The organism is Pedobacter chinensis, from assembly GCF_003339865.1.
GTDB lineage: Bacteria > Bacteroidota > Bacteroidia > Sphingobacteriales > Sphingobacteriaceae > Pedobacter > Pedobacter chinensis.
Window position 1 is genome coordinate 50134 of sequence record NZ_QPKV01000007.1, and the last position, 25786, is coordinate 75919.

At 40.5% G+C, this 25786-nt stretch carries 21 protein-coding genes; 3 read left to right on the plus strand and 18 right to left on the minus strand.

Translation table 11 applies throughout. The annotated features are described in order from the left end of the window. Positions 1-16: 16 nt before the first annotated feature. The 3 genes from DU508_RS16860 (at position 17) to DU508_RS16870 (ending at position 2934) form a co-directional block, all read left to right on the plus strand. Complete coding sequence (locus DU508_RS16860) at positions 17-430, plus strand: hypothetical protein (RefSeq protein WP_115403945.1); 414 nt, start codon at positions 17-19, stop codon at positions 428-430. A 384-nt stretch (positions 431-814) separates the two neighbouring features. Continuing rightward, the gene (locus DU508_RS16865) at positions 815-1666 is read left to right on the plus strand and encodes a LytR/AlgR family response regulator transcription factor (RefSeq protein WP_115403946.1); all 852 of its coding nucleotides are present in this window, start codon (positions 815-817) and stop codon (positions 1664-1666) included. A gap of 71 nt (positions 1667-1737) precedes the next feature. After that, a complete protein-coding gene (locus DU508_RS16870; RefSeq protein ID WP_115403947.1) occupies positions 1738-2934 on the plus strand; it encodes a dioxygenase family protein in 1197 nt (398 codons plus the stop codon). Between the two features lie 57 nt (positions 2935-2991). Here DU508_RS16870 and DU508_RS16875 read toward each other — a convergent pair whose 3' ends face one another. From DU508_RS16875 to DU508_RS16965, 18 genes are all read right to left on the minus strand, one after another. Then, positions 2992-3333 (minus strand): sigma-70 family RNA polymerase sigma factor, encoded by a 342-nt coding sequence (locus DU508_RS16875; RefSeq protein WP_147273650.1) that lies wholly within the window; start codon positions 3331-3333, stop codon positions 2992-2994. Positions 3334-3363: 30 nt separating this feature from the next. Next, positions 3364-3918, minus strand: coding sequence for a dihydrofolate reductase family protein (locus DU508_RS16885; RefSeq protein ID WP_115403949.1), 555 nt, complete (start codon positions 3916-3918; stop codon positions 3364-3366). 47 nt (positions 3919-3965) lie between these two features. Beyond that, positions 3966-4418, minus strand: coding sequence for a VOC family protein (locus tag DU508_RS16890; RefSeq protein ID WP_115403950.1), 453 nt, complete (start codon positions 4416-4418; stop codon positions 3966-3968). 12 nt (positions 4419-4430) lie between these two features. After that, positions 4431-4898, minus strand: a complete 468-nt coding sequence (locus DU508_RS16895) for a VOC family protein (protein WP_115403951.1) — start codon at positions 4896-4898, stop codon at positions 4431-4433. A gap of 412 nt (positions 4899-5310) precedes the next feature. After that, on the minus strand, positions 5311-5466 hold the full coding sequence (locus DU508_RS23885; RefSeq protein ID WP_158542195.1) for a hypothetical protein: 156 nt from the start codon (positions 5464-5466) through the stop codon (positions 5311-5313). 114 nt (positions 5467-5580) lie between these two features. After that, positions 5581-6684 carry an alpha/beta hydrolase family protein gene (locus tag DU508_RS16905; RefSeq protein WP_115403953.1) on the minus strand — a complete coding sequence of 368 codons (1104 nt, stop codon included), beginning with the start codon at positions 6682-6684 and terminating at the stop codon, positions 5581-5583. Beyond that, positions 6684-8684 (minus strand): TlpA family protein disulfide reductase, encoded by a 2001-nt coding sequence (locus tag DU508_RS16910; protein ID WP_158542196.1) that lies wholly within the window; start codon positions 8682-8684, stop codon positions 6684-6686. Before DU508_RS16910 ends, DU508_RS16905 begins: the two co-directional genes overlap by 1 nt. A 65-nt stretch (positions 8685-8749) precedes the next feature. Next, complete coding sequence (locus DU508_RS16915; protein ID WP_115404120.1) at positions 8750-10147, minus strand: RagB/SusD family nutrient uptake outer membrane protein; 1398 nt, start codon at positions 10145-10147, stop codon at positions 8750-8752. A 10-nt stretch (positions 10148-10157) separates the two neighbouring features. Next, a complete protein-coding gene (locus DU508_RS16920; RefSeq protein WP_115403955.1) occupies positions 10158-13745 on the minus strand; it encodes a SusC/RagA family TonB-linked outer membrane protein in 3588 nt (1195 codons plus the stop codon). A 38-nt stretch (positions 13746-13783) separates the two neighbouring features. Further along, positions 13784-14803, minus strand: a complete 1020-nt coding sequence (locus tag DU508_RS16925; protein ID WP_115403956.1) for a FecR family protein — start codon at positions 14801-14803, stop codon at positions 13784-13786. A gap of 109 nt (positions 14804-14912) precedes the next feature. Further along, entirely contained in the window at positions 14913-15506 is a 594-nt protein-coding gene (locus DU508_RS16930) for an RNA polymerase sigma factor (RefSeq protein WP_115403957.1), read from the minus strand. 288 nt (positions 15507-15794) lie between these two features. Continuing rightward, positions 15795-16286 (minus strand): cupin domain-containing protein, encoded by a 492-nt coding sequence (locus DU508_RS16935; RefSeq protein ID WP_199562734.1) that lies wholly within the window; start codon positions 16284-16286, stop codon positions 15795-15797. Positions 16287-16377: 91 nt separating this feature from the next. Continuing rightward, the gene (locus DU508_RS24265) at positions 16378-16641 is read right to left on the minus strand and encodes a hypothetical protein (protein ID WP_317047852.1); all 264 of its coding nucleotides are present in this window, start codon (positions 16639-16641) and stop codon (positions 16378-16380) included. 284 nt (positions 16642-16925) lie between these two features. Beyond that, a complete protein-coding gene (locus DU508_RS16945; protein ID WP_115403959.1) occupies positions 16926-18113 on the minus strand; it encodes a TlpA disulfide reductase family protein in 1188 nt (395 codons plus the stop codon). Between the two features lie 75 nt (positions 18114-18188). Next, a complete protein-coding gene (locus DU508_RS16950) occupies positions 18189-19661 on the minus strand; it encodes a RagB/SusD family nutrient uptake outer membrane protein (protein WP_115403960.1) in 1473 nt (490 codons plus the stop codon). 19 nt (positions 19662-19680) lie between these two features. Next, complete coding sequence (locus DU508_RS16955; protein WP_115403961.1) at positions 19681-23076, minus strand: SusC/RagA family TonB-linked outer membrane protein; 3396 nt, start codon at positions 23074-23076, stop codon at positions 19681-19683. A gap of 194 nt (positions 23077-23270) precedes the next feature. Next, positions 23271-24383 (minus strand): FecR family protein, encoded by a 1113-nt coding sequence (locus DU508_RS16960; protein ID WP_115403962.1) that lies wholly within the window; start codon positions 24381-24383, stop codon positions 23271-23273. A gap of 126 nt (positions 24384-24509) precedes the next feature. Continuing rightward, entirely contained in the window at positions 24510-25064 is a 555-nt protein-coding gene (locus DU508_RS16965) for an RNA polymerase sigma factor (protein WP_115403963.1), read from the minus strand. Positions 25065-25786 lie beyond the last annotated feature (722 nt).

The following is a 25786-nucleotide window of genomic DNA, read 5'->3' on the forward strand; positions in this document are numbered from 1 at the left end:
CAAATCATGCGATAGCGTGCCCCTTAGCCATAATGGTCTGCTGGACGCGGCTTTTGTCGCTACCCAAACGGATAATATCGGCTTCGACCTGAAAGGCACGCCCTTGGGCAAAGTGGCTTTCGACCTTTACCAGTTCGGCCCTGGTTACGTACAGGCTAATTATAGTGACATCTTCGACGGGATGATCTATTACAAAAACGTAGCTGATATGGAAATGGCGACCGGCATCCCCGGGATCTTCCCGCCGGAGCTTGCGGATGAATACTACCGCAGAAAAGCATTGCTCAACAACATTTCGCTTGACTCGGCCCGAAAAAAATATGCGGAAGCACTCCGAGAGGTCAACCAGTTACTGCGGAGACGGCATGAGCCGACAGAACTCCAGGCAATTGGCAACCAGATTAGCAATTGGTTAGAAACTCATCGTTGAGAGGCTTTACTCAAAGATTACAGGACACCGTTGCATCTATACTATCCCCTTGGGAGATTCAAAAAACTTATTATCCACGTGTGACGGTTTGCCTGTTGTCCAATTTGCCATGTCTATCTGTTTAAAAATTTAACTGCTTTTCATGATGCGCTCTAGCGTTTATTCTTACGCCGCGATAACAGAATGTACAATCCGGTATTTTAAGAGTGATAATAATTATTCTGCAAGTTTCTTTCGGTGGTAGAGGTTATTCACTTTTACCGGTAAGTAACTACAAATCAATGCAGTTAACAGAAGAAGAAAATTAAGTATGTTGTTTGGATTTTTGCGTATTTTGTCTGATATATAATTAGGAATGTGAAACACATTGAACGAACCTTATCAATGAAAAACAATTTGACAACACAACATATATATTCAATTTTTCAAAACAAGCAAAAACGGAATGCCGTTGTGCTGACCTGTTTCTCATTGATTGTTGCCACAATCACTTTAGATTTTCTTTATTCCCAATTTCAGAACAGCTCTTTCTATATTTCGGAATCATTGCTTTTTAGTTCTTTCTGGACGCTGTTCATTCCATTGCTGCATATTCAATCAATGCTGACAAAAAGAAGCAAAAAACTGTCATATAACTTAATGATCGCAGGCGTTGCCACCGTTATACATCTGCTCGCCTATCCTGCACTGGTTTGGGTTTTGTCAAAAAGTTTTTATTATCACACTTTTTCTTACTGGCAAACATTTGAATATGGATTAACAGCATATTTCATAAAGCTTATAATTATTTATGGCTTTTCGTTTTTCATGTTAGCTGGTTTCAAAAATAAACTCCCAAATCGATCAACGATCATTGAAGAGAAGAAAGTTCAGAAACCAAGCTTCATTACATCCATCATTGTTTCAGATGGCAACAACAAAAAAGCGGTCATAGACACAAACGATATTTCATGTTTTTCAGCCAGTTCTCCCTACATCGTTGTTCATCATCAATCCAAAAAATACCTGCACACCGAAACACTTAAATCTTTGGAAGCACAATTGGACAACAATCAATTCATACGCATCCATAAATCTCTTATTGTTAATCTCTTTAAGGTCACTTCCTATCAGTCCAGACAAAACGGGGATTATGATCTGATGCTTTCAGATAACACTGTACTGAGAGTAAGTCGCAACTACGCAAAAGGTTTCAAATCAAAGTTTATGGAAATCCATCCGCTCACAACAAAATAAACTCCGGTTACCATATTTCATTTGCAAATCAATCATTTGGCAAATCATCTTTGCAAAAAAAGACTTGTTAAATGAAAAAATCGGCTTTTGCGTTTATAATTTTATGCTCGCTTTTGGTAAGTTGTAACGGACAGACCAATGAAAATTCTTTGAAAAGCAAAGAGAAAATTGTGGGTGGTGGTTGCGATGGTTGCGAATTGATGTACATCGGTATGCCGAAATACATCCGCTCTGTTGATACAAGTCCAGGATGGAACGAAAAAGGACAAAAACTGATCATAACCGGAACCGTTTTTCAGATAGATGGAAAAACACCTGCTCCGGACGTCATCATTTATTACTGGCAAACGGATCACAACGGTTATTATTCGCCCAAACCCGATATGGATGAAAGAGCAAAAAGGCACGGGCACATCCGTGGCTGGGTAAAAACTGACAACAAAGGGAAGTACACCATCAAGACCATCCGGCCTGCGCCTTATCCAAATGACAATATTCCGGCACATGTTCATCTTTCCATAAAAGAACCCGACATGGCAAATGAATATTATACCGATGAGATCAATTTTGATGATGATAAGCTGCTCATTCCTCATTTCAAAAAATATCCGCAGGAAAATCGTGGTGGAAGTGGTGTGGTAAGAATATTATTGAAAGACAGCCTGCAAATCGCAGAACACGATATCATTCTCGGTTTAAATATTCCGGAATATCCGAAGAGATCAAATACAGATAAACGGTCTGGTTTAAACATTGGAGAAGACCAGCCTTCGTTTATGCCCTTTCATGCTTTCGGGCCGGACAAAGGAACCCGAACCTGTCCTGTTTGTAAATACGGACGTTATCATGGCATCATTTATTTTATTGGAAATAACCCCAATTGGAATGAGATCAAAAGTTGGTTGGTGTTTTTGGAACAGGAAAGCATGAAACGGGAAAAATATTTGAAAATCTACTTTGTGTATGGAAACGAAGAAAACTACAACAAAAAAGAAAGAGAAATCCAGTTGGAAAAATTGGGAAATGACCTTAAAATTCGGAATACCGCACTGACCTTTGTTCCCTCATTTTCAGACAAAGAAACTGAGGCCCGCTTAAATAAAATTAACCCTGCAGTGGAGAACACATTTATCATTTTTAAACACAGAAGCATCGTTGACAAATTTGTTGACCTGAAACCGACTGCTGAAAACTTCAAAGCAATTGCTAAATCTTTAAACCAAACACAAGGAGCCTACTTTGGTTTGCCTGAGCCAAAGTACGAGTAAACAGGTATTTAATTGATCCCGATGAATTCAACGATATAAAACCAGACAACTAATAAATCACGTATTAGCAAAAAATGCCGACAGGATAAGCGCGGAGAGTATTTCTGCCTTAATGAAGCGGTTCGCCTTTAGCAAGTGGTCGCTCACGATTGAGGGCGAGATGCCCAATAGATTGCTGATCTCCTCGTAGCTCTTGCCCTCCAGCCTGAATAGTGTGAACACTTTTTTTCTTTGGGGAGGCAACTTGTCTATGACCTTTTGCAACAGTTCCTTGTTCTCTTTTGCGAACAGATCTTCTTCAATGTGCGTGTAAAGCTCGCTGTTGTTGGCGCTCATGTAGGCCATGAGCTTTTGGTCCAGCCCGCCTTCGGAAATAATCGTAGACCAGATGTTTTGCAATCTGGAACAGGTATGAACGAAAGGATTTCGTTAGCGACTGTCAGCGCATTTGTAGTAAAGCATTATCGCCCCGGAACCAAAGTTTTTTGTCTTTAAAAGTTTGAGGACAGTTCTCTCATTTATTTTGTCAAATAGTGGCAAGCCTTTTCCTATAACCACAGGGTGCACACAGATCTGGTATTCATCAATCAGGTTAAGGTTCATCAATTGCAAAATCAAACTTCGGCTACCAATCAGAACGTCATTATTTAATTGTTGTTTCAATTCGAGCACCGTTCCTGCAAGAGAGTGCTTTGACAGTTCTGCGCTTTCCCATTCCAAATCTTTCAGCGTGTGCGAGAACACAATTTTTGGAACCTTGTCAATGGTTATGGCAAAGTCGTCCATCGATTTCTCGCTCGATGGATTTTCTATCAGCGTTTGCCAGAATTTCATCAACTGGAATGTGATCCTGCCATATAAAATCGCATCCGCGTTATCCAAAAGTTCGGCGTAATGTTGATGTAGTTCTTCATCGGAGATGCCTGCCGTATAGTCGCAAAACCCGTCGAGGGTCATATTAATTGCCGCTATTATTTTACTCATATCCGTAACTTAACCATGGGACTAATCGTCATTGGAAATTTCTGCAATCACTTTTTTGATATATCTTCCGCAATTCCAATTAAAAGTCCTTCAACACCGCGAATGTAACACAGCCTGTAAATGTTCTCATAATTAATAACTTCTCCAACGACTTCAGCGCCATGCTCGCTTAATCGTGCAACCAATTCGTCAATGTTGTCGACCGCGAACATAACACGAAGATAACCGAGTGAGTTAACAGGAGCGGTCCTGTGGTCGGCAATAGTTGTTGGAGTAATAAATCTTGAAAGCTCCAATCGGCTGTGCCCATCTGGCGTAACCATCATGGCAATTTCTACGGATTGATTTCCAAGTCCCGTCACTCGTCCGGCCCATTCGCCTTCAACCATTGCCCGTCCTTCAAGCGTTAAGCCGAGGTCTGTGAAAAAAGATATAGCGTTATCGAGATTTTCTACAACGATGCCAACATTGTGCATGCTTAACAGATTGCTTTTTGTCATATAAACTTGCCTTTAAAAGTCTGCAATAATAAGTTTCTTCATACCCATCATTTTTTGAAAGGCTCCCGGCTTCCTGCTAAGTTCTTCCCAATTTTCAGGACACACCTGCCAACTCAACCCATATTTGTCTTTGAGCCAACCGCAAACACTTTCTTCGCCGCCATTTGCCGTTAACGTATTCCAATAGTAGTCTATCTCTGTTTGGTCTTTGCAAGGTATCATAAACGAAATCGATTCATTGAACTTGAACAACGGTCCAGCGTTAATACCAATAAATCGCATTTCCAATATTTCAAATTCAACTGTCAAAACCTTACCTGCGAAGTCCTTTTGAAAATCAGCCAAACCTTCGTCTTCTGTCTTGGGGTAAAAGGTAGTATTTAAGATTTTTCCTTCAGGGAAAATAGACTCATAGTATTCTGCGGCTTCCTTTGCGTTGCCATCAAACCATAAGTTCGGAATTATTTTATTCTTTTTCATTTCCTTATTTTTTATTAATTGCCCACACTGATGGGAACAAGCTGACGGCAGAAATTATTCTTTAATTATTAGATTTTGTAAGTCTCTTCGCTTTTACTATTTAGTTACCCGTCAGACATTTGATAAGTTTTCCATTCTTTGGGTGGAACAGAATCCCTTATTTGCTTTTTCAATTGAATCAATTTTTCAACTATATACTCCCTTTCAGTCAATTTAGGGAAGTCATTTCTGAGATAATGGTAGTATGCCATGGTTTGTCGTTTATAATTTCTGCCAACTTAATTGTGATAGCTACAAATTACTATTATTTTTTCAAAGAAGCTAAATAATTGAACAATAGTAGATTGCGTATGATTTGCCAGAAGAATATATAAAGGGAAAGCCAATGTCAGGCGATACGGCCGAAACATTTCTAACCATTCCTGATGGACTTGATCTCAGCTTTCATCTCCTGCATCATCTTCATCAATCTGTCCATGTCTGTGGCACCCTCCGGCAAATTGGTGGTATGCAGGCTATGAAACTGCCATACCTCCAACACTTCTTCTGCATTTACTTTATAAGGCAAATAGATGGGATTTAATGATTGCAACAGAAATATTTTCCCCTTATGATTTAGATCACTCCATTGCAAAGCCGGGACATCCATCCCGGCCGTGTCATCATTAACTAAATCAAACTTCTATTGATGTTTTCTTTTATCACTGATCATTTTGTAAATCCAATCTTTGATTAAAGTAAGTGCCTCTTTTGAAAAGCCAGACTGAATTTTCGAAATTTCCGCGTTATCGCAAGTTTTACAAGGCAACATCAAGTGGTTAAGTCCTGGGATTTTTGCCGTTGTAACATTCTTATTTCCTCCCACCAACGCATAATTTTTCCAATTGGCTAAATTATCTTCGGCAGCGACCATTAAGTCGTTATCACCATTAATTGCGAGAATAGGAACCTTAATTTTAGCAATGGTTTTTGAGGCATCGTACTGTATGAAATATCGGTACCATGGTCCTTTCGAATTTTGCACATAATTGTAAATTGGGAAGCGGAAATGGTCAAACTGAATATTTAATGTCTTAAAGTAAGCATCATCTTTAACTTTCCATTGTTGGTAAGCATGGTTTAGTTTCATTTCCAAGCTATCAGAACTGGCATAGCGAAAAGCTGTTTTAAACATAATGGCATTAATTTCATTCGACCGCTTCTTGTCATAATCCGGCAATGATGATGCAGCAACAATATCTGCGTTTTGTTTAAGCTGGGCATCCAATCCACTCATGGCTAAACCAGCAATGCTCACCAAAAATTTAACATCTTCACTTTCAGCCGCGGCAATGGAAATGGCTGCCCCACCCTCACTGTGCCCCATCAAACCAATTTTACCAGATTCAATATCTTTTCTCGATTTTAAGTACGCTACTGCCGCAAGTGCGTCTTTTGCGAAATCGCCAGTGGTTGCCGTTTCATAAATTCCGGATGTTTTGCCTACTCCTCGATCATCAGTTCGCAACATTGCAATGCCGTGTTCAGCAAGATAAGTGGCAATCTGCTCGAAAATTTTGTGTCCGGCCATCGTACCATTCCTGTCTTGCTTGCCCGTACCTGATACCATAACCAAAGTTGGAAACGACTTCTTACCAACAGGTTTGCTTAAAGTGCCGCCAAATACTATTTTATCATCAGCGCTTTTAAAACTGACGCTATCTGATGCTACCTTAAAAATTTTATCCTCTTGCGCATTTGAAGAAATTGCCGAAAAGAATAGAAAAATAAATACGAAGCATTTCATTACTTACTTGTTTTTACAACATCAACCATCGTAGAAATCTCATCTGCTAATTCGGTAGCACTCCCTTTAAAACCGACAGTAATAAAACGGGCATTTCCATTGGTATCTACAATTATTTTTTGTGGGATGCCTGAGATGTTGAATGCCCTGCAAATACGTTCGAATACTTCGCCGGTAGCTTTGGCATCTTTAGCTTTATTATCAAACAATACGTTGAAATTGTACTTATTATCTTTGATGTACTTCGTAACCTCTGCTTTATAATCTGCTGAACGCTCTTCGGTATCCACAAAGTAGAAAACAACATTTGGGTCTTTTGCATATTTATCAACAGCTAATTTCATCCCCGGAAAAGATGCCTTACAAGGCACACACCAGGTTGCCCAGAAATCGAAAACCACGGTTTTTCCTTTTAAATCCTGTAGCTTAACAGTTTTACCATTCAAATCTTCCATAGCAAAATCAACCATCGGCTTGCTGAACATCTCTTTTTTGATTTCCTCCGTCATTTTCAATCCGCCAGCATTATTCTTCAAGCTGTTTAGATATTGGTCGTACCCTTTTTCATTACCAGTCTTTTTGATGTAAGTATCCTTAAGCATCGCCAGCATTTCGGGGCTACTTTGGTTTTCAAACACGCTTTTTTCCAACAGGATTTTAAGCGATGTCTTATCACCCAAATGACTTAATGCATTGGCCAATTCTGCATTGAGCGTTGCGCTTGTATAACCGAGCAATGATTTAGATTGGTTGGCATAAATCAAGGCCTCTTTGTATCTGCCCGCTGTATTTAATAAGTGAGCATGAACAGGTAAAATGCGTTTTGCGATAGATTCATTTACATATTTTACCCATTCTGACGGAGAAAGGTAAGCGTACTCATCCGGACGGGTAGTCCTAAGCAATTCGATTCTTTTAATTAATTTTTCTGAAACCGGAAGCAATTTTTTTTCTGAAACTTCTTTCCTGCTAAAAGGGATTTCGACAATTTTATAATAAAGCGTTGGTAACGAGCTGAAAGGAATTTTATCAATGTATTTATCTAAATCAGCATAGTCTTTATCCGCATAAGCACCCAAAACAATAATATTCTGATAAATCGTTGGATAACTTATTCTGTTTTCCCGTGCAAATTCCTCATTTGCGCTTTGCTCAGGGAAATCGGTTATGAATTTTCTATTGGTCTGCAAAAGCAAGTCCATATCCGAACCTATGGGCATGGCTTTAAAAGCATTCAAACGTGCCAAGCCGCCCTTTGGGAAACGTTGCAACATCACCTTATCAACTGAATCGGCGGTGGTCTTATCTTGCAAAATTCTCAACAATATTCTTCTGGCATTAAGCAAATCTTCTTCACTTGCATCAGGTCTTTTAAGGTAATTAAGCACCCGTTGCAGACGAGGACCAGCATCATTTTTAAAAGTTGCCTTGGTTGCAAGCGCATAAGGGTAAACCAATATTGATTTTGCAGATTGATTGAAACTAATCTCTTGATTTAACCAATGATAAGTGGCTGAATCGTTAACACCCTCAAATTTAATGTAGCCAGGAATATCCATTCCATACTTTGGAGAACGTGCTAAGCCCCATCCTGCATAAGCGCCTTTTGCCATAACGCCTGCGCGGTCTTTATCCAGGAACATGGTGAAATAACCCTGGTCTTTGTTATTATCGATTAGGGTATCAGCCTTAAACTTAACTGCAATTATTCCGCAGTCTGTTGGCACTTCATATAGTGCTTTCCAAACATTACTCGTGCCCTTTAAGCTCAAATCTGATGCATACCATTTATAATTGCGATAGGCATAAACCACTGCGGTAACATTTTTCTTGTTATTAAGCACAGTTCCGGTCGCGTCATAAACAATTTCAATATTCTGTCCTGGATTTGCTCTTTCCGGAATGATACGAAAGTTTGTTGGAAGTTGGGCAAAAGCTGTACCTATTGACAGGGAGAGCGCAATAAAGAATAAAATTGGTTGTTGGACTATTTTTTTCATTGGGGTTGGTTTAGCTGCCGAACAAACGTCCGGCAGCATTTATCTGTGTGTTGTTGTTGTTTTACCTATGGATTTTTTTCCAGTTCAGGATTCAAATTGGTCAGGAATTCTGCAATCGGAAATACATAACGGTCACTGTTTGGCGCAAGCGTAAAAGTGGTACCGTTCACTACACGTGTATAAGTAAATTGAAACGCTGTTTCGCTTTTCAACCTACGCATATCCCACCAGCGAAGCATACGACCGATAAACTCTCTTCTTCTCTCTTGAATTACTTTGACCAATGCATCAGCAGGCGATGAGGCAGTTAAGGGTACATAATCTGTCGGTTTGAAACGTTTGATCCTTAGGTTATTCACCCAAAGCATTGCATTGGTAGCGTCATTGTTTCTAGCAAAATATTCAGCTTTAATCAACATCATTTCAGGCACGTTTGGCCCAACATTACGGGTTTCGCCAATCCTTGCCTCGCGGTAGCTATAACGACCAGTAAAAGTTGAGGATATGGTTGAGGCTGGAACAGTTAACAACTGATAACGTTGATCTGTGGTGCCAAGAAGAGCAAGAATTTCATCACTCAAACGATAAGCTGTTGGTGAGAAACTAAGCGAATTTCCTGCTGCAACTTTCGATAAAAGGATCTCCGGGTCGGTAATACGACGAGGGTAGTTTGCGCTGCTGACACTGGTTAGCACACCCAAATCGTTAAGTGTGCTTCGTACCGCGAGTGCCATATCCGCACATTTATTCGCATTTGCATAATCATTCATATAAAGATAACAGCGTGCAAGCTCGCCATAAGCACTTACTTTTGATGGCAACGTATTGTAAGCCTGCGAGTTTGGTAAAGCAGGGATTGCACTAGTTAAATCTTCAATAATTTGGTTGTAAACAGCCTGTACCGATGCACGGCTTAAACTTTGACTTACCGTTTGTTTTAAAATAAGCGGCACCCCAAGGTCTGTAGCTGCCGAACTTGCCTGATATGGTTTTGCATAAGTATTTACCAGTGCCATGTATGAATCTGCCCGATGGACTTTTGCCTCTGCCGTCATTTCTGCTTTCTCGGCATCAGTTCCGCTTGCTGCAGGAAGTTCATCGATAATGGTATTGCAGTACAGAATATTATTATACAATCTATTCCAGTTATCATCTTGTTCGTAAGTGGTGCCCAGCGTATAAATAACAGGTTTCCAGGTATAACTATTGATGTAATAGGCATAAAACAAACTTCCTGTTAAGCCATTGATTTGGGCAGCATCAACAATGCTCAATTCGTCAGATGCAAAATCGCCCAAGTTGGTATTTTGCTCGAAATTGGCTGGTGTATTAAGCAAATATCTGTAATTAATCGCCTGTTTAGGCACTAAATTACCCTGTGTTTTAATATCGACATATTTTTCGCAACCCATTACGAATAGCGCCGTAACACCTAGAAAAAATAATTTATATGATTGTTTCATATCAAAAAGATTAGAAATTAACATTAAGTGAAAAATTGTAAGAAGTGGTTGCAGGAAGACCTAGCGTTGTCGAGTTGAGACCAGCAGTAAAATCAGGGTCGATACCCTCTTTATTTGCGCTCCACAATAATCCTAGGTTTCGAACAGAAAAACCAAAATTTGCAGCTTTAATTGCTTGAGTGAAACGCTGAGTTGGGATTTTATAAGTTAAAGAAAGTTCTCTCAACCTGATATAATCACCTTTTAATACATTGATATCAGACTGCTGATAACGGGTTAAACTTACTGTCGCATAAGTTCCGGCTACACCTGGAACATTGGTGAATTGCTCATCACCAGCTTTTTGCCAACGGTTCGCTACATCTTCACTTAAATCATAAGTAACCCCAGTTCTAGAAGATGGGTAAGAGGTTATGGTCGGTTTCAAGAATACACTTCCAAACTGATAGGTTGCAATGGCCATTAGGATAAAATCCTTAAATCTTACGCTTTGTGTATAGCTACCAAAATGTGGCGCAGTAGTTCTTCCTGCGTTTGTTAATGCATCAATAGAATTCAAATTCACACTTGGGGCAATCTTGTTTCCGTTTTGGTCGTAAACCAAGGTCATGCCTGTTGCATCAAGTCCTGCGTTTTTGTAAACCAATAACTTATCTGTTGCATAACCTGAAATGTAACCGCTATAAGCAGGGTTTGCGTAAAAAGAAGAGGATGGCACAAAACGTGTATCTTCTACATTATTTACATTATAAGCATAAGTTAACCTACTGCTTATATCCCAATCTTTGTTGGTGTAAAATATCCCGGCTAATGAAAGGTCTATCCCTTTTCCATTCAGTTCACTAGTGTTACGGGTTAAATTTGTAACACCATAAGTTCCATTTATTGGAAAGTTATAAAAAAGGTCGGTACCATGTTTGCGATAAACCTCTACCGAGCCAGTAATTCTGTTTTTCAAGAATCCGAAATCCAATCCAAGATTACTTACATAAGTTTTCTCCCAACGTAATTCAGGATTTGCTGGAGCAATAATGCTTGCCGTTGGTAAGCCGGTTTGTGCATCTACGCTTCCGAGTGCAATGTAAGTAAACGGGTATAATGATTTTGAAATGTTACCATTAACTCCATAGGTTGCTCTTAAGGCTAAGTTAGAAATCCATGAAACATTATCCAGGAATGACTCTTTATAAACGTCCCATTTACCGCCAAATGAATAAAGCGGCGTAGCACGGAAAGAACGGTCGACACCGAAGTTATTATAATCATCATAACGTACACTTGCAGAAACCGTATACTTCGATTTATAAGTGTAGGCAGCATTGCTGTAATATGAAAGGTATCTTCTTGTTTTATCTAACTGACTTGGCGAGCCACCCAATCCTTGCGTGTAACCATATATTGTTGTGTAAGGTGTAGAAAAGTTTACAGGACGCGAAATACCTGTTCCCATGTTGTAGCCATACATTGTGCTCAAACCTTCCCCCTCTTGTGTTTGTCTGATTTCAGCACCAGCAATGGCGTTAATTTGATGGTCTCTTCCAAGAGTTGTATCATAATTTAATTGCCCTCTTAGCGTGTAATTATTTGTGGTATAATTACCAACACTCAAAATGCCACTTCCAGCTGACAAACCAAGGCTATTTACGGCTTTCCCAGATGTAGGAATTGTTGTAAAAGTATTTACAAGGTCGCGATAGTAATAAGTATTATCGCTGTAGAAATTACGGCTTGTTGAATTTGCTATTTCGGTATTGAAAAAAGCATTGGCTGATAACCCTTTAACAATTGGAACATTTAAGTTAATGTTTGCACTGTAATTATTATCCTTTTGGATATTGTCAGCATTCTCAATTTCATCAAGGGCATTGTATCCCCAGTTAAGAAAACCAGTTGGATAAACCGCATTGTTCAACCAACCACTATAAAATCTTTTTGAATAAGAAACCCTGTTACCATTATCATCAACAATTTGATTGTAAGGCATAAAAGTAGATAGAGTTGGGTTATAAAGGCTATTCAACCCAATACCGTTGGTTTTATATTTGAAAAACGAACCTTTTAAATTAGTTGATAACGTAGCGATTCTGAAAAGTTTGAACGTATTGTTTAAGGTTAATGTTAAACGACTTCCACTATTACCAACCGCATAAGGGTCTTCTTTAGCATACGATGCCGAGTAGAAATAGGTGGAATGGTTGTTTCCTCCACCAACAGAGAAATTATAGGTTTGAGAAGTAGCTGGTCTTAAGAGGTAATCCTCAATTTGCCCTTTGCCATCTCTTGCCGAAAGCTGTGCAATCTGACTATCATAGGCAGCTTTCGTAATTGAACCAGCCTTTAGTTTAAAAGCTAAATCGGTTACGGTGGCTACGTTTGTACTGAAAGCTGTTGTATTATTCGGTGCTGTTATTACATTTTTAGCAACCAATTCTTCCTCGTAAGCAATTGTTTGGGCGGTAGTCATTGTTCGTAAATAATCAAGATTCGGGTGGTTAGAAACTGATGCATTTACAGAGAAATTAATGGTAGGTGTCTGTCCAGCTTTACCTGCTTTGGTTGTAATAACCATAACACCGTTAGCGGCTCTTGTACCCCAAATGGAAGCCGCGGCAGCATCTTTCAAGAAGGTAACATTCTCCACATCATTCGGATTGATGGTCGAAATATCATATTCTGTGATGGCCCCATCAACAACGATTAGCGGGAAAGATTCTCCCTGAAGCGTACTTCTTCCTCTAACAAAAAAGTTATAATCACTCGAGCCTTTTGTTCGTGTTCCGCTGCTTACCGAATTGCGTGTATTGCCGTAAACAAAACTGTTGTCGCCCGAATTAATGTTGATTTTTACACCTGGAACTTGCGATTCTAATCTGTAAAGCAAGTTTGGAACCGGTACCTTTTCAATCTGCTCTTTGGTAACCAGTTCTGCCGAGCCTGTACTTCTTTCTTTTGAGAGTTTTTGTAAACCCGTAGAAATTACATTTACATCACTAAGCCGATTGGCGGCTGAAAGTTTCATCGCGATAACCACATTACTTTGCGAAGCGATAACAGGATATGAATAACTTTCGTAACCTACATAAGAAACACCAATAATTCTGGCATTTTGCGGAACTGATATACTGAAACGGCCGTTTGCATCTGTCATGGCCACACTATTCGAGGCGTTGCTTTTTAATGTAGCACCTGGTAGTGGGTTACCATTTTCATCAACCACTCTTCCAGATAAGAAAAATCCCTCAGGCGATGCCGTAGCAGTTGGATTATTACTCACTATCGGTGCAAAAAGGCTTTTATCACGAGTAACGATGGTGTAATTGCCTTCACTCACATATAAAAACAAAAGGTTATTGGGATACAATACACGTTTTAATGCCTCATCAACATTCTTCGCCTTTAAACTTTCAGCATCAGTTGTTTTGCCCTGAACAATTTCGTGCTCGTAGGCGAACTTGATATTGTATTTTTTGGAGATGGAATTTAGCGCTGATTCTACTGAAATTGTTTTTCCTGATTGCGCCATTGCCGGCGCAATAAAAAACACAGAAATAAATAACAGATAAATACAGACGAGTAATCGGGTAAATCTTTTTTTCATTGTTGTTTGGTTGGTTTGTTGATATATTAATAAAACAGTTAATTCCTGTTTTTCAGATAGATCGTATTTCCTTCTTTTTTGATATCCACATTCAAGATATTCTTTAGCGTAAAGAGCAAACTCTCCTCGCTCCTTATGGATATGGCTCCGTCTATTTTCTTCTGGCCGAGAGCAGGACTGTCAAGAATTACCTTGTAACCATATAAGTCTTCAAATTCCCGGAGGATATCACTCACTTTTGTTTGATTGACAATCATTTTACCACTTAACCAAGCGGTTTGCGTTTCTGCCGTTTCCTTCCGTTGTACCTTATCTCCCTTTTCGTCAAAATCAATTAAATTACCAGGGGCAAGAGTATACTGTTTGCCTGTTTTTTTAGATTGCACCTGTATTTTCCCGTTAATGAGCGTGACATTGGTTTTGTTGTGGCGCTCTTTCAGGTTAAATTCTGTACCCAGGACTTGAACCGAAACGCCATTGGTAACTGCAACAAAGAGCTCTCCCCTTTTAATCTGATCAGGCGTTAAATTGAGATGTTTCACTTTAAAATAGGCTTCGCCGTCAAGACTAACTTCCCGTCTTGGTTTCCAGTTAAAAGCACGGGGATAGCTCAGCACAGAGTTTCCATTCAACCTGACCTCAGAACCATCAGGCAAATGCACCAAACGGTTTTCGGCATAGCCTGCACGAATAACAACGGTAGACATGAAATACCACGAAACATATGTTGCAACCAGTATTATGCTTGCTGCACCGGAAAGCCAGATTCTTGTTCGTAATTTGTTTTTTCTTTTCCGCTCAAACCGATTGATTGAATCATTGATATCCATCAACAGATTTTCACGGAAAGACGGGGACACCTCAATTTCCCTATCGCTTAAAATAAGCTTGAGTTGAATAAGTGCTTCGTGATAGGATTTGATATTTTCAGGTGATTCGAGTACCCAGCTGTCCCAAAACATAACATCATTGGAATAGCTGTATTTTACGAATCTTAAAAAATCCTCATCAGCTAAAAAATCCTCTGTTTGAAATGAATTGTATGGTTTATTAGTCATATTGATCACACCCTTTTTTTAGGTCTTTCAATACATAGACAATAAAAGAAGTAAAATTACCCCACGTGATTTGAACTATTTTTAAGAATTATCAAAAAAAATATGATTTTTATCTTTTCAAGTTCAGTAAAATCGCTAAAAGCACGAATTTATCGATATTTAAAACCTCTCGAAGTGCCTCTAAAGCCCGTGCACTGAGTTTGTATGTGCCTTTCACACTCAAATCCATAATCTCTGAGATTTCGGCGTAATCTAACTCCTCAAAATAACGGAGATAAATGATCTCCTTTTGCCTTGCCGTAAGTTTGTTCATCGCCTGGGAAAGTTGCTTTACCTGCTCGGTCTGCTCTTCTTTTTGGATAAATACTGATTCCACAGTGAATTTTAAATCAAAAACCTCGTTGGATTCAAGATCTACCTTTTGAAACCGGTCTTCAACAGCTCGAAAATTAATGATGTTATTTCTTAAAGAAGATATCAGGTATCCCCTTAGGTTATTTACTGGTGTAAGTTTATTATGATTTATCCATAAACGCACAAAAAGATTCTGGATACAATCCCGCACTGCATCTTCATCCTGAAGCATGCGCATTCCATATTGATAAAGAGTAGAGAAAAACCTTGAATAAATGTTATTCAAGGCAATTCTATTTCCCTTTATCAAATTGTGCCAAAGATCGATATCACTTATTTCAGTTGCCATTCAGAATGATTTTCCAAATAACCAAAAAAAATAAATCAAAACAGAATGTTTATTATGTATTTATATCATTTTACCTTCTTTCTATTGAAAGTCTCCAACATTGGAGAAACGATGAATGCAAACGGGCCCAAATCGAATGTTCCCTAGCCAGCTTAGGGGGCGAGTTTTTGTGCACACTTATTTTTAATTGATTACTGGGAAATCAGACCATTCATTCTCTCAGTTGTACGCGGGAAAAGCATAATTGTAAAGTTAGACCAAACACTGAAAGACTCCTCTTAATGTGTCTTAGCCAAGAAAGTCGGGCGGATAGGTTTTCTGATTGTATTTGATATCCATCTCTTTCAGAAACTTTTTTCTTTTCTCTGTTAATTGCGGAACGGGCAGCATTTGACCAGCAGCTACTGGTAGGCCAATCTCTTCAAAAAGTTTTTCAAGGCATGAAGGAACAACGGTACAAAGTAACCGGACAAATTCTTTAGAATTGTTTTTAAAACAATGTACCGCACCTCCAAAGGGGATATTTACAAATCCATCCTTTCCGACCTTTTGTTTTCCTGTTTCGGTTTTGAATTCTACTTCTCCCTCCAGAACATAAAACATTTCCTGCGTATCGGGATGCGAATGTGGTGGCGGTCCACCGCCGGGAGGAACAATCATTTCGATAACAGCATAATTTCCGCCCGTTTGTTCTCCAGAAATCACAATCCTGTAATTCCCACCCGCTACGCCAAACCGTTTACCAGCGTCAGAATCCGTAATCTGCACTTTTTTATCCATGTTACATTTGGTTTCCATTTTGCGGTATTGTCAAATACCATACTTTTTTTGCCATTTTTATCCTCTTTTTATTACAGCGTTGCCATATCAATTACGAAACGGCAACGAAAATCTCTTTTTCCATTTTGTCAAACGCTATATGAATGTCTTTGATGTCAATGAGTTCAATACCTGCTGTAATGTTGTACTCTGCACAGAAATCAAGCATTTTTTGTGTTTCAGGAAGTCCACCAATGCATTCACAGATCTCACAGTGAAAGGCATTGTCCAAGCCACACCATTCTGTAGCCAGGTCAAAACCTCCGATTCTGCTAAATAAACTTTCGTGCCTAATAATTTCCTGTCCTTCTCCCATTTTTACCTTTCCCCTTGGTCTATGCCAACTTTGTTTGCTTTATTACATAAAACAAAGTGCGGGTCTGCAAACTGGAATTGCATCACATCCGTATTATGTATTTGATTTTTAGCACCATGCAGGTAAAAATCCGCAAGAAAATCTGGTCAGCTTAATAAGAATTTCAAACTTAATGTGTTACACAGTCAGATCATTCATCAGAACCGGAAACGTCAATTCTGGTACATAAAAAAGAGGATGCCCTTTAGACACCCTCTTTCTTTTTTAATCAATCTTAAAAAGCCCTATTTGAAAATACCTTCGAGAACGGTGGTAAGTTCGTTGCCACGAAGACCTTTATCAACAATTTTACCGTCAGGATCGATAAGGAAATTTTGAGGAATTGTCTTTACCTCATATAGTTGCGCAACTGCATTCTTCCAACCCAGCAAATCTGACAGTTGCGTCCAGTAAATCTCATCGCTATTTATTGCCGCTATCCATGCATTCTTCTGGTTTGCGGCATCAAGGGAAACCCCTATTATTTCTAAGCCTTTTCCCTTGTATTTTTGGTAGGCCCTTACCAGATTAGGATTTTCTACACGACAGGGGGCGCACCAGCTTGCCCAGAAATCCACAAGGACATACTTACCGCGAAACTGGCTCAGACTAACTGGTTTACCCAGAGTGTCGTTCATGGTAAACTCCGGTGCTTTTGTGCCGATGGCCGGACCAATCTTTTGTCTCTCTACTCTATCCTTTTGAGTCTCCGCATCTGAAGCAGCAAACATTTTTTTAAGTTCAGTGGCTACCAAATCTTGGGTTTGTTTTGGCAACAGCTTCAATAAGGTATCCGAGGTTTTGCGATCTATCCTGTTTGCAGTCTTAATAACCAGCATTGGTGCGATAAGCGAATTGGGTCTCATTTTTATTTCACGGACGATCTGTTCATTCTGGGTCTGCGTGTATTTGGCTAAAATACCTGCAAACCCCAAGCTCTCACGGTTAGGCAGTGACATGTAAATTACTTTAGCCAGTTCCATTACGTTGATTTTGTACAAGGAATCGGCCACAGATCCCCTAACCACAGAACTGTCAGATATACTTACCATTGGCACATTGCGGATCCTGGCAGTTTCAGCATCCCTTGTTTTAATGGAGGGTAGAGTTACAACCTCTTGTACACCTGCGCTTGCTATAAAACCCGCTATCGCATGGTGATCCTTGTTACGTCGAATGCTTACGCTAATCGGTATTTTTAACGTACCATTGAAAGTATAATGTCCGTTGGTTACTATAGTGCTGTCTATCCCCTTATTCAGGTAGGAATCGTAAATAAGAAAAATCTTTTTCGGAATTGAATCAGCCGGCATGGCCGTCATATCCCCTTTGATCGTAAATTTCTTTTCTTTGATCTGTGCACTACTGTTTACAGGAATATATGCAGTCGCAATGAGCAACAACAGTTGCCAGTTCTTTATTTTCTTTAACATAATTTTTTTTGATAAGCCTGGGTCTGTTACGACCCAGATATTTATAATTGTGTATTATTAATAATGGACACTTACTTAGTATCCGGGATTTTGAATAAGGTTCGGGTCCCGTAGCACGTCGGTTGACGGAATTGGGTATAAGGCCCATCTGGGATCCCAGGTAGTGCCTTTTTGAAGCGCAACTGATGGCATTACCATGTCGATCAAACCTATGCGTTTTAAATCCAGCCAGCGATGCCCCCACTCCGCGAAAAACTCTATTTGTCTTTCTTGGTAAATTGCTGTCAGAATAGCTGGCTCGCCTGTTGCGGTACTTTCCGCTAAGCTCGCCCGCTTGCGGATAACGTTGAGATCGGTCAACGCTCCGTTGAAATTGCTTTGTTTGGCTCTGGCTTCGGCACGGATCAGGTACTGCTCGGCAAGTCTTAGCACCATCAGGTACTCTGAGGGTGCAGTGACATTGACACTACCGATTTTATATTTAAAAGGGTAGTAATAGGTTATACCTGCACTGGTAATGCTTTTAACCCAATTTTTATAACGGCTGTCAGTAAGATCAAATGCGGCAAGCAATGAAGGGCTTAATGAAACGAAGTTTGTGGAAGTAGGAAAAACTGTCGATGTTGGAATAAACAATCTTCCATCTCCGGTATTTGCTAGTGTACCGGCCGTAACAGGCTGTAAAGACCAAATGGTCTCCTTACTGTTTTTCAGAAATACATTGTTAATCCCAACAGTATCATAAACAGCACTGTTTTGAATAACCATCGTTGCCTGGTCTTCTGCATTCTTCCATTCATTGTGATAAAGATATACCCGTGCCAATAAGGCAGATGCTGCAAATTTATTTGGCCTCACACGTTCGATAGTGGTCTTTAGCAAGGTTGCGTCAAGATAATTGTCGGCCAATAAGGTTTGCGCTTCTTTAGCATCTTCAATTATCAACTGATAAATCTCTTCTTTTGGCGACTTAGGGAGATTAAATGAAGTACTGTAATTGGTTGATAGCACTTTAGGTACGTCTCCATAAAGATTCACAAGGTAGAAGTAGCTAAAGGCACGTAGAAAATGTGCTTCCCCCAGTAACTGCCTGCGGACGGCAGGCGTCAATTTGGTGGCATCAGTTAAGCCTTCAATGGCAGCATTGGTATAATAGATTATCGCATATGCATTTACCCAGAAATCTTTGGTGCCGGTTAGGTCGCTTGCCAATTTATTTTTATAATAAAGATAAGCATTGTGCGTATTGGTAACCGCACCTTCAGACAATGTGAACTCATCTCCAGACAAACCCGGATATAAAGTCATTCCGCTTAAACCGCTGCCGGTAGTACTCCCAATGGCGCTGTTATCTGCGCTCATCAACGAATAGATGCTCGTTAATACTGCTATGGCGGTACCGTCTGATACATACACGTTCTCTGCATTTGTGGAAGTTACGGGTGGTGGTACGTCAACGAATTTTTCACATGCCGTGATGGCAACAATGCAGACAAACAAAAGGCAGGCAAGCATTGGATTTCGTGATAGTATATTTCTTTTTTTCATTTTTCCGTTTTTTATCAGATTAAAAACCTATTTGTGCACCTATTGTACAAACCCTCAAGGGTGGCAAGGCGGATATGCTTGCGTTTTCGGGATCCAGTCCCATATAGTTGGTGATGGTCAGCAAATTCTGCCCTTGGGCAAAAAGGCGACAGTTTTGTAGACCAGCGGCCTTCTGCCAGTTTGCAGGTATGGTCCAGGAGAGCGATACGTTCTTCAAACGGATATAGGAAGCATCCCCAAAGCCGAGGTCGCTGTCGTTAATTGCCCTCCCGCCGGTACTTACCTTTTGGATATCAGTTACATCACCTTCCTGCCTCCAGGCATCCAGAAAATATACAGGAAGGTTACCACTAGGGGATACTGAACTAAAAGATCCCGGGAATGTGTATGCTGTGCGAACATTGGGCCCCGTCTGCTTTTTAAACTCAAACAGAAAATCCAATGAGAATCGCTTATAGGTTAAGGAATTCTGAAAGCCTCCAAAAAATCTTGGGTTTGGATCGTAATAATGAATCCGGTCGGTAGTGGAACTTGGAGCCGTTACCAAAGCACCAGTTGCTGAGTAAAACTGGTAAAGTCCCGTCTTGGGATCAACCCCCGCACTTTTATACATCTTAATCACGTTTGCCGGCGCTCCTACCGCCAGTCCTCTTGCATAGGTGGAATTTTCGATGCCCGGAAAAGAAGCCAGTTTATTTCTAGGGATAGTAAAATTGACAGACGTGGTCCAGGTAAAGTTATCGCTACGGATATTTGAACTGGTTATAGCAACCTCCCAGCCTGTGTTTTGAACGATTGCCGGAAAATTTCTGGTCACGGTTGCAAATCCGGTCAAACTAGGTAACACGTAAGACAACAGCTGATTGCCCGAACGATTGTAATAATAACCGATATCAGCCAATATACGGTCATCTAAAAAGCCAAGATTAATACCTCCCTGCAGTTTTTTTGTCAATTCCCATTGTAGGTTGGGATTGCTGTGCTCCCGTGGTGAGATAGCCGTAGCACCTTGATATGGGTTGTTATAAGTGGTAGGTGTATATTTAGTGAGATATTGATAATCGCCAATCTGGTCGTTACCGGTTGTTCCGTAACTTGCATGCAGTTTGCCGAAACTAAGCACACTAAAATTCTCTGCCCAGCTTTCATTCGTAAATAACCATGCTGCACCAACAGCCCCGAAATTCTGCGATCTGTTTGCAGGACCAAAACGGCTGCTGGCGTCCCTTCTGCCGGTTAAATTGATAATGTACTTGTTCTGATAGTTATAGTTCAGCCGACCGAAAATCGCACTGTACCGGTAAATATTTGCCACAGAGTTGGATATTCTCAATGTAGTGGCCGCCAGTGGGTCACCCAACACTTCATCGCTGTTAAAACCACTTGCAGCAAGATGGACACTGTTCATTGTGTTTTGTTGGAAAGTAGAACCCAACAGCGCTTCAAGTCGACTTGAACCTAGAGAAATCTTGTAATTAATTTGGGGTTCAACAACCCAACTTTGAAAAGTACCATTTCCAAATGTGGACCTTCTCTGCGACGTTGCTCTTAATTCCGGCTGATTATACGTTATCGGACTTTTGGATATTTCATCAGAGGCCAGGTTGGTATAACCAAAAGTGGCTTTAATCTCCAGATTGTGCAGCAGGCTATAGCTGATTACTGTATTACCGATCAGATTCCTGGTTTTATTCGTGTAGCTACCTACCAATCTGGCTAATGGATTTTGAAATGTAGACAAGCTATCTGTTCCCGCTGTATTAAATATCGGTTCCCAATTTAAAGTTCCATCCGCTTTGTACAATGCCGGAGAATTTGGTGCAAGCGAAATCGCGAGGTTTGTAAAATCTGTGGTCACTAAGTTGTTCTTATCGTCCATGTAGTTACCAGATATCTGAAACCTGAATTTGCTGTTTGGCGAAATATGGTTGATGCTAAATCCCACTGAACCTTTAGTATCTGATAAATCGCCCGGGAACACAGTTGTTTCACGATGATAGCCGCCATTAACTCGGAATGTGGTATTAAGTCCGCCACCGGAAACTGCCACCTGTCCGTCCATATACTGAGCTGTCCCGCCTAGCAGTTCCTTTTGCCAGTCGGTATTTCGGTTTTGATCATAAACCGTCAGGTCATAGTTTGAAGTGTTGCTATTTGCGGAGGTTGGAGAAACTGGTCTTTGCGGCACGACCGCACCATTGTTAACATAGGCCTGCCTGCGCATGGTCAGATATTGCTCCGTATTCATCATCTCCATTCTGCTGGGCATCGCTCCCCATCCATTCTGGAAAGAAACATCGACCCCGGATTTGCCTGATTTCCCCTTTTTAGTAGTAATGAGGATTGCCCCGTTGGCCGCCCGCGCACCGTAAATTGATGTGGCGTCTGCATCCTTTAACACCTCAATACTTTCGATATCGGCAGGATTGATGAAACTAAAGGGATTGCCACTCCCCTGCACAGCTCCGGTATAGAAGCTGCCTGAACTTCCGAGAACAGTACTGATGGTGGGCATAACCTGTGAAGTAAAGGGCACACCGTCTACTACAAAGAAAGGGTCCTGGCCTCTACCAATAGAGTTGATACCCTGAATGCGAACCGTCACGCCTGAATTAGGCAAACCCGTAGTCTGAGTAATGGCTAAGCCTGGCACACGGCCCGCAAGCGCTAACAGCGAATTGCTGACCGGTTGTTTTGCGATGTCCTCTGCTTTTACCGAAGATATATTTCCAGTGCTTAACCTTTTGCTGGTTACACCGTAAGCTTGAACCTGGACCTGATCCAACAGGTTATCCGAAAGTTCTAAAGCAACCGTTCCAAGATTTGCAGCGGCCTTAACCTCCTTTGGCTTATGACCCAAATACGTGATCACCAGCATTGCGCCCAAATCTGCGTTTTTCAACAAGAATCGTCCGTCGCTTCCCGTGATTGCGGTACCTTTTCCGTTCTTTACTTTTATGGTTGCTCCCGGCAGCGGCTGCCCCACCTCATCAACCACACGCCCAGCTACGTCAATAGCTGCGAAAAAAGCTTCAAGCTTATCAAAAAAAGACTTTTCCTGCTTTTTGATCGTAACATTTCTGGCATTGATCTCATAAGTAAGCGGTAATCCCGAAAGTACCGCTTTTAGCGCTTCGTCTATCGAAGCCTCACGCAGGCTCACGTTCACCTGCCTGTTTGAAGGAATAATTCCCCCTTCATAAAAAAAATCATAACCGCTCTGTTTGCGGATTTCCTTTAAGACCGATTTCATCGAGACATTGCGCTGGTTCAGTGTGATCTGCTGGCCAAATGTCGAAGCAGTCACCTGCATGAGACATGCTAACAGTATAACAGTGGTTAGTCGCATAATCAGCCATATTTTATGGTATAACAGGTTAGTTATACCTGGTTTTTTGGTATAATATTGATACATTTACGTTTAGTTTGGTTCTGTACAGCAGCCCCTCGCCGTCGAAAACTAGTGGCTGTCTGCAGTTAAAATTGATTCTGTTAATTATCCAAATGCAAACCGGTAGTGTCTTTACACTGCTGGTTTGTTCTTTAAAGCCCTTTATTTTCCGTATAGCTATATCTCCCTTCTTTTAAAATTCTTTACTTTTGATTCCATTATCGTGATACATACAGCTTCTTTCCTTCAATGCGGAACCTGGCAATACCGGAGGATTCGATAAACTGGAGCACCTCCGATAACTTTTTGTTCCTTGAAATCCAACCTCCCGAGTGAATATCTTCGGGCACGGATTTATCAAATATGACCTCAACATCATACCAGCGTGCGATCTTACGCATCGCTACCCTAAAGTTCATTTCATCCAAGTTGAAATCCCCAGCCTTCCAGTCCACAAAATTTTCAACGTTTACCTCAGCTACACGGACCATACCATTTTGGTTTACCGCCTGTTCGCCCGGTTTGATCAGAGTTTCGCTGCTGCCGGACGAAATCTTTACAGAACCCTCCAGAAGTGTTGTGGCTTCAGCCTCTTCCTCACGATAACTGTTTATATTGAATTGCGTTCCTAATACTTCTACTTGCTGATTGCGTGTCTGTACTAAAAATGGATGTAATTTATCTTTTGCAACATCAAAAAAAGCTTCACCTTCTAATTTCACGCTTCGCTTCCCGTCTTTCATCAGGCCTGCAGCATAAGTGAGTGAAGAGGCAGAATTCAGCCAGACGATGGAACCATCAGGTAAACGCACACTGTAAGTCTCGCCCTGAGCTGTGGTTAGGGTATTAAATCTTTCCGCATTGCCTGCATCATCTTTAACCTGGTAAACCAGCTCCCCATTTTCTGCTTTTGTGATTGTTACACCGGCTTCTTTAGCCAGTTCTCCATTATGGGCATCAGATAATCTAATTTTTTTCCCGTTAGCTAAGGTAAGTGTTGCTCCTTGTTTACCGGGACCTACATCTCCCGTATATACGGCAGTCTTAATACTATTGTTGCCATTTTGAGTTGTATAAAAGAAAATGCCGGCACCAATGGCGATCACAATGGAAGCAGCTGCCGCGATCCGGGGCAATAGCTTTACCCGTTTTGGTGCGAGTCCCAAGCGTTCGGTCAGCCTTTCCACTTTTACATCCATTTGCTTGTCGGATAATACTTTTCCCTCAAAATGGCCAAACGTCAGCCAATTTTCAATTAAAGTCTTTTCTCTATCGGTGCATTTTCCGTTCTGGTATTTGATCAGCAGGTCTTTAAATTGATCTTCGTTCATTTTGATTATGAGTATACATACATCTCATAGTCAATAAACGGATGAGTAAGGGTTAAAAAAAAGATTTTTTTTTAAAACAGCAATACTGGCATTTAAGGTAAATGATTTTGAAATGAGTAAGTCTTATTAAGGTTTTAATTTGACTTTCAGAATCCTCAGCGCATGAAACATATGACTTTTTACAGTTTCTTCTGAAAGTCCGAGCTCATCGGCAATTTGTTTGCGGGTATATCCGTTCTTTCGGCTCAGTTGAAACACCTCTCGCATTTTTTTGGGCAGTGCTTCGATTTCCTTGTCAATCTGGGCGGATAGCTCATTATGTCGGATCAAATGATCTGTTTCATCAGTACTGAGGTCGTTATCAAGATATGTATTAAAAGAATCGAGATATTGTGCGGATACTTTACGTCTTGAAAATATATTAATGATCCGGTACCTTACGGCACTATACAGGTAGGGTGCAAGAAGAGTATCCTCATTAAACTGTTCACGTTTGCTCCAAAAAGACATGAAAAGTTCGTGCAATAAATCTTCAACTTCCTGTTCATCATCTAATCTTTTCAGCGCAAATGCATAAAGGAGCTTTATGTACCGGTTGTAAATTTCTGCATATGCCTCATGATCCCCTGTTTTCAGCAAAGCGGCCAGTTCTTGGTCGGTATGTGTACGGTATCGAGCCATAATCGTTATCCCCAGTAAGAATTCGTTCCCTAAGCAATTATAATAATTATTTCGGAAACCTTATGATCGGTTTACTGAATGACGCCGTTTTATGCAACCGGAAAATGCAAATGTTGTGCAACGAGGTGTCCATAAAATCAATCCTCATTTGCCGTAGGATTCAAACTTTTCTTGTCTTTGATTTCAAAAAAAATTATCGCATCCATAATAGCTTTCCAATCATCATAAAGGGTCGACGCTTTTCTGCTCGCTCCTAATGAACCTGAGTATATCTCAAGTTGGTCGTTGCCTGTTTGATATAAATTAAGCCTATATCGCACTAGAAGAAAAGTTTATTTGCTTCAACAACACTTTAACCGTAAGTTTACGATGCAGTTGTTCTTTAAAATAAGTCAAATCAACACAAAAAAAATGGTTACCATATCAGTTACCCATTTTTGAAAATCTACGATATAATAGCACAAACGCGCATTTCCTCCAAAGGTTCGAATCCCAGCGGGATCACGAAAGGCGCACCAAGGTGCGCCTTTTCTGTTTAAAACATACCGTAAAGGGCGATTCCCAAAAAATAATAGGTCATTCCAAACTATCAAAAACCATTACAACTGGTGCCCAATTTTAATCGGTAAATTTGGACCAGTCAACCAAAAAATACTGGCTCAACTAATCTTAAAGGCAATAAAACGTTGTTCGGAGCAATCCGAAACAGTCCAATATTTTAC

Coding starts and splice junctions, on each gene's coding strand:
- DU508_RS16865 (WP_115403946.1), top strand. CDS start 815: ATGAAAAACAATTTGACAACACAACATATATATTCAATTTTTCAAAAC.
- DU508_RS16870 (WP_115403947.1), top strand. CDS start 1,738: ATGAAAAAATCGGCTTTTGCGTTTATAATTTTATGCTCGCTTTTGGTA.
- DU508_RS16885 (WP_115403949.1), bottom strand. CDS start 3,918: ATGAGTAAAATAATAGCGGCAATTAATATGACCCTCGACGGGTTTTGC.
- DU508_RS16890 (WP_115403950.1), bottom strand. CDS start 4,418: ATGACAAAAAGCAATCTGTTAAGCATGCACAATGTTGGCATCGTTGTA.
- DU508_RS16895 (WP_115403951.1), bottom strand. CDS start 4,898: ATGAAAAAGAATAAAATAATTCCGAACTTATGGTTTGATGGCAACGCA.
- DU508_RS16905 (WP_115403953.1), bottom strand. CDS start 6,684: ATGAAATGCTTCGTATTTATTTTTCTATTCTTTTCGGCAATTTCTTCA.
- DU508_RS16910 (WP_158542196.1), bottom strand. CDS start 8,684: ATGAAAAAAATAGTCCAACAACCAATTTTATTCTTTATTGCGCTCTCC.
- DU508_RS16915 (WP_115404120.1), bottom strand. CDS start 10,147: ATGAAACAATCATATAAATTATTTTTTCTAGGTGTTACGGCGCTATTC.
- DU508_RS16920 (WP_115403955.1), bottom strand. CDS start 13,745: ATGAAAAAAAGATTTACCCGATTACTCGTCTGTATTTATCTGTTATTT.
- DU508_RS16925 (WP_115403956.1), bottom strand. CDS start 14,803: ATGACTAATAAACCATACAATTCATTTCAAACAGAGGATTTTTTAGCT.
- DU508_RS16930 (WP_115403957.1), bottom strand. CDS start 15,506: ATGGCAACTGAAATAAGTGATATCGATCTTTGGCACAATTTGATAAAG.
- DU508_RS16935 (WP_199562734.1), bottom strand. CDS start 16,286: ATGGATAAAAAAGTGCAGATTACGGATTCTGACGCTGGTAAACGGTTT.
- DU508_RS24265 (WP_317047852.1), bottom strand. CDS start 16,641: ATGGGAGAAGGACAGGAAATTATTAGGCACGAAAGTTTATTTAGCAGA.
- DU508_RS16945 (WP_115403959.1), bottom strand. CDS start 18,113: ATGTTAAAGAAAATAAAGAACTGGCAACTGTTGTTGCTCATTGCGACT.
- DU508_RS16950 (WP_115403960.1), bottom strand. CDS start 19,661: ATGAAAAAAAGAAATATACTATCACGAAATCCAATGCTTGCCTGCCTT.
- DU508_RS16955 (WP_115403961.1), bottom strand. CDS start 23,076: ATGTATCAATATTATACCAAAAAACCAGGTATAACTAACCTGTTATAC.
- DU508_RS16960 (WP_115403962.1), bottom strand. CDS start 24,383: ATGAACGAAGATCAATTTAAAGACCTGCTGATCAAATACCAGAACGGA.
- DU508_RS16965 (WP_115403963.1), bottom strand. CDS start 25,064: ATGGCTCGATACCGTACACATACCGACCAAGAACTGGCCGCTTTGCTG.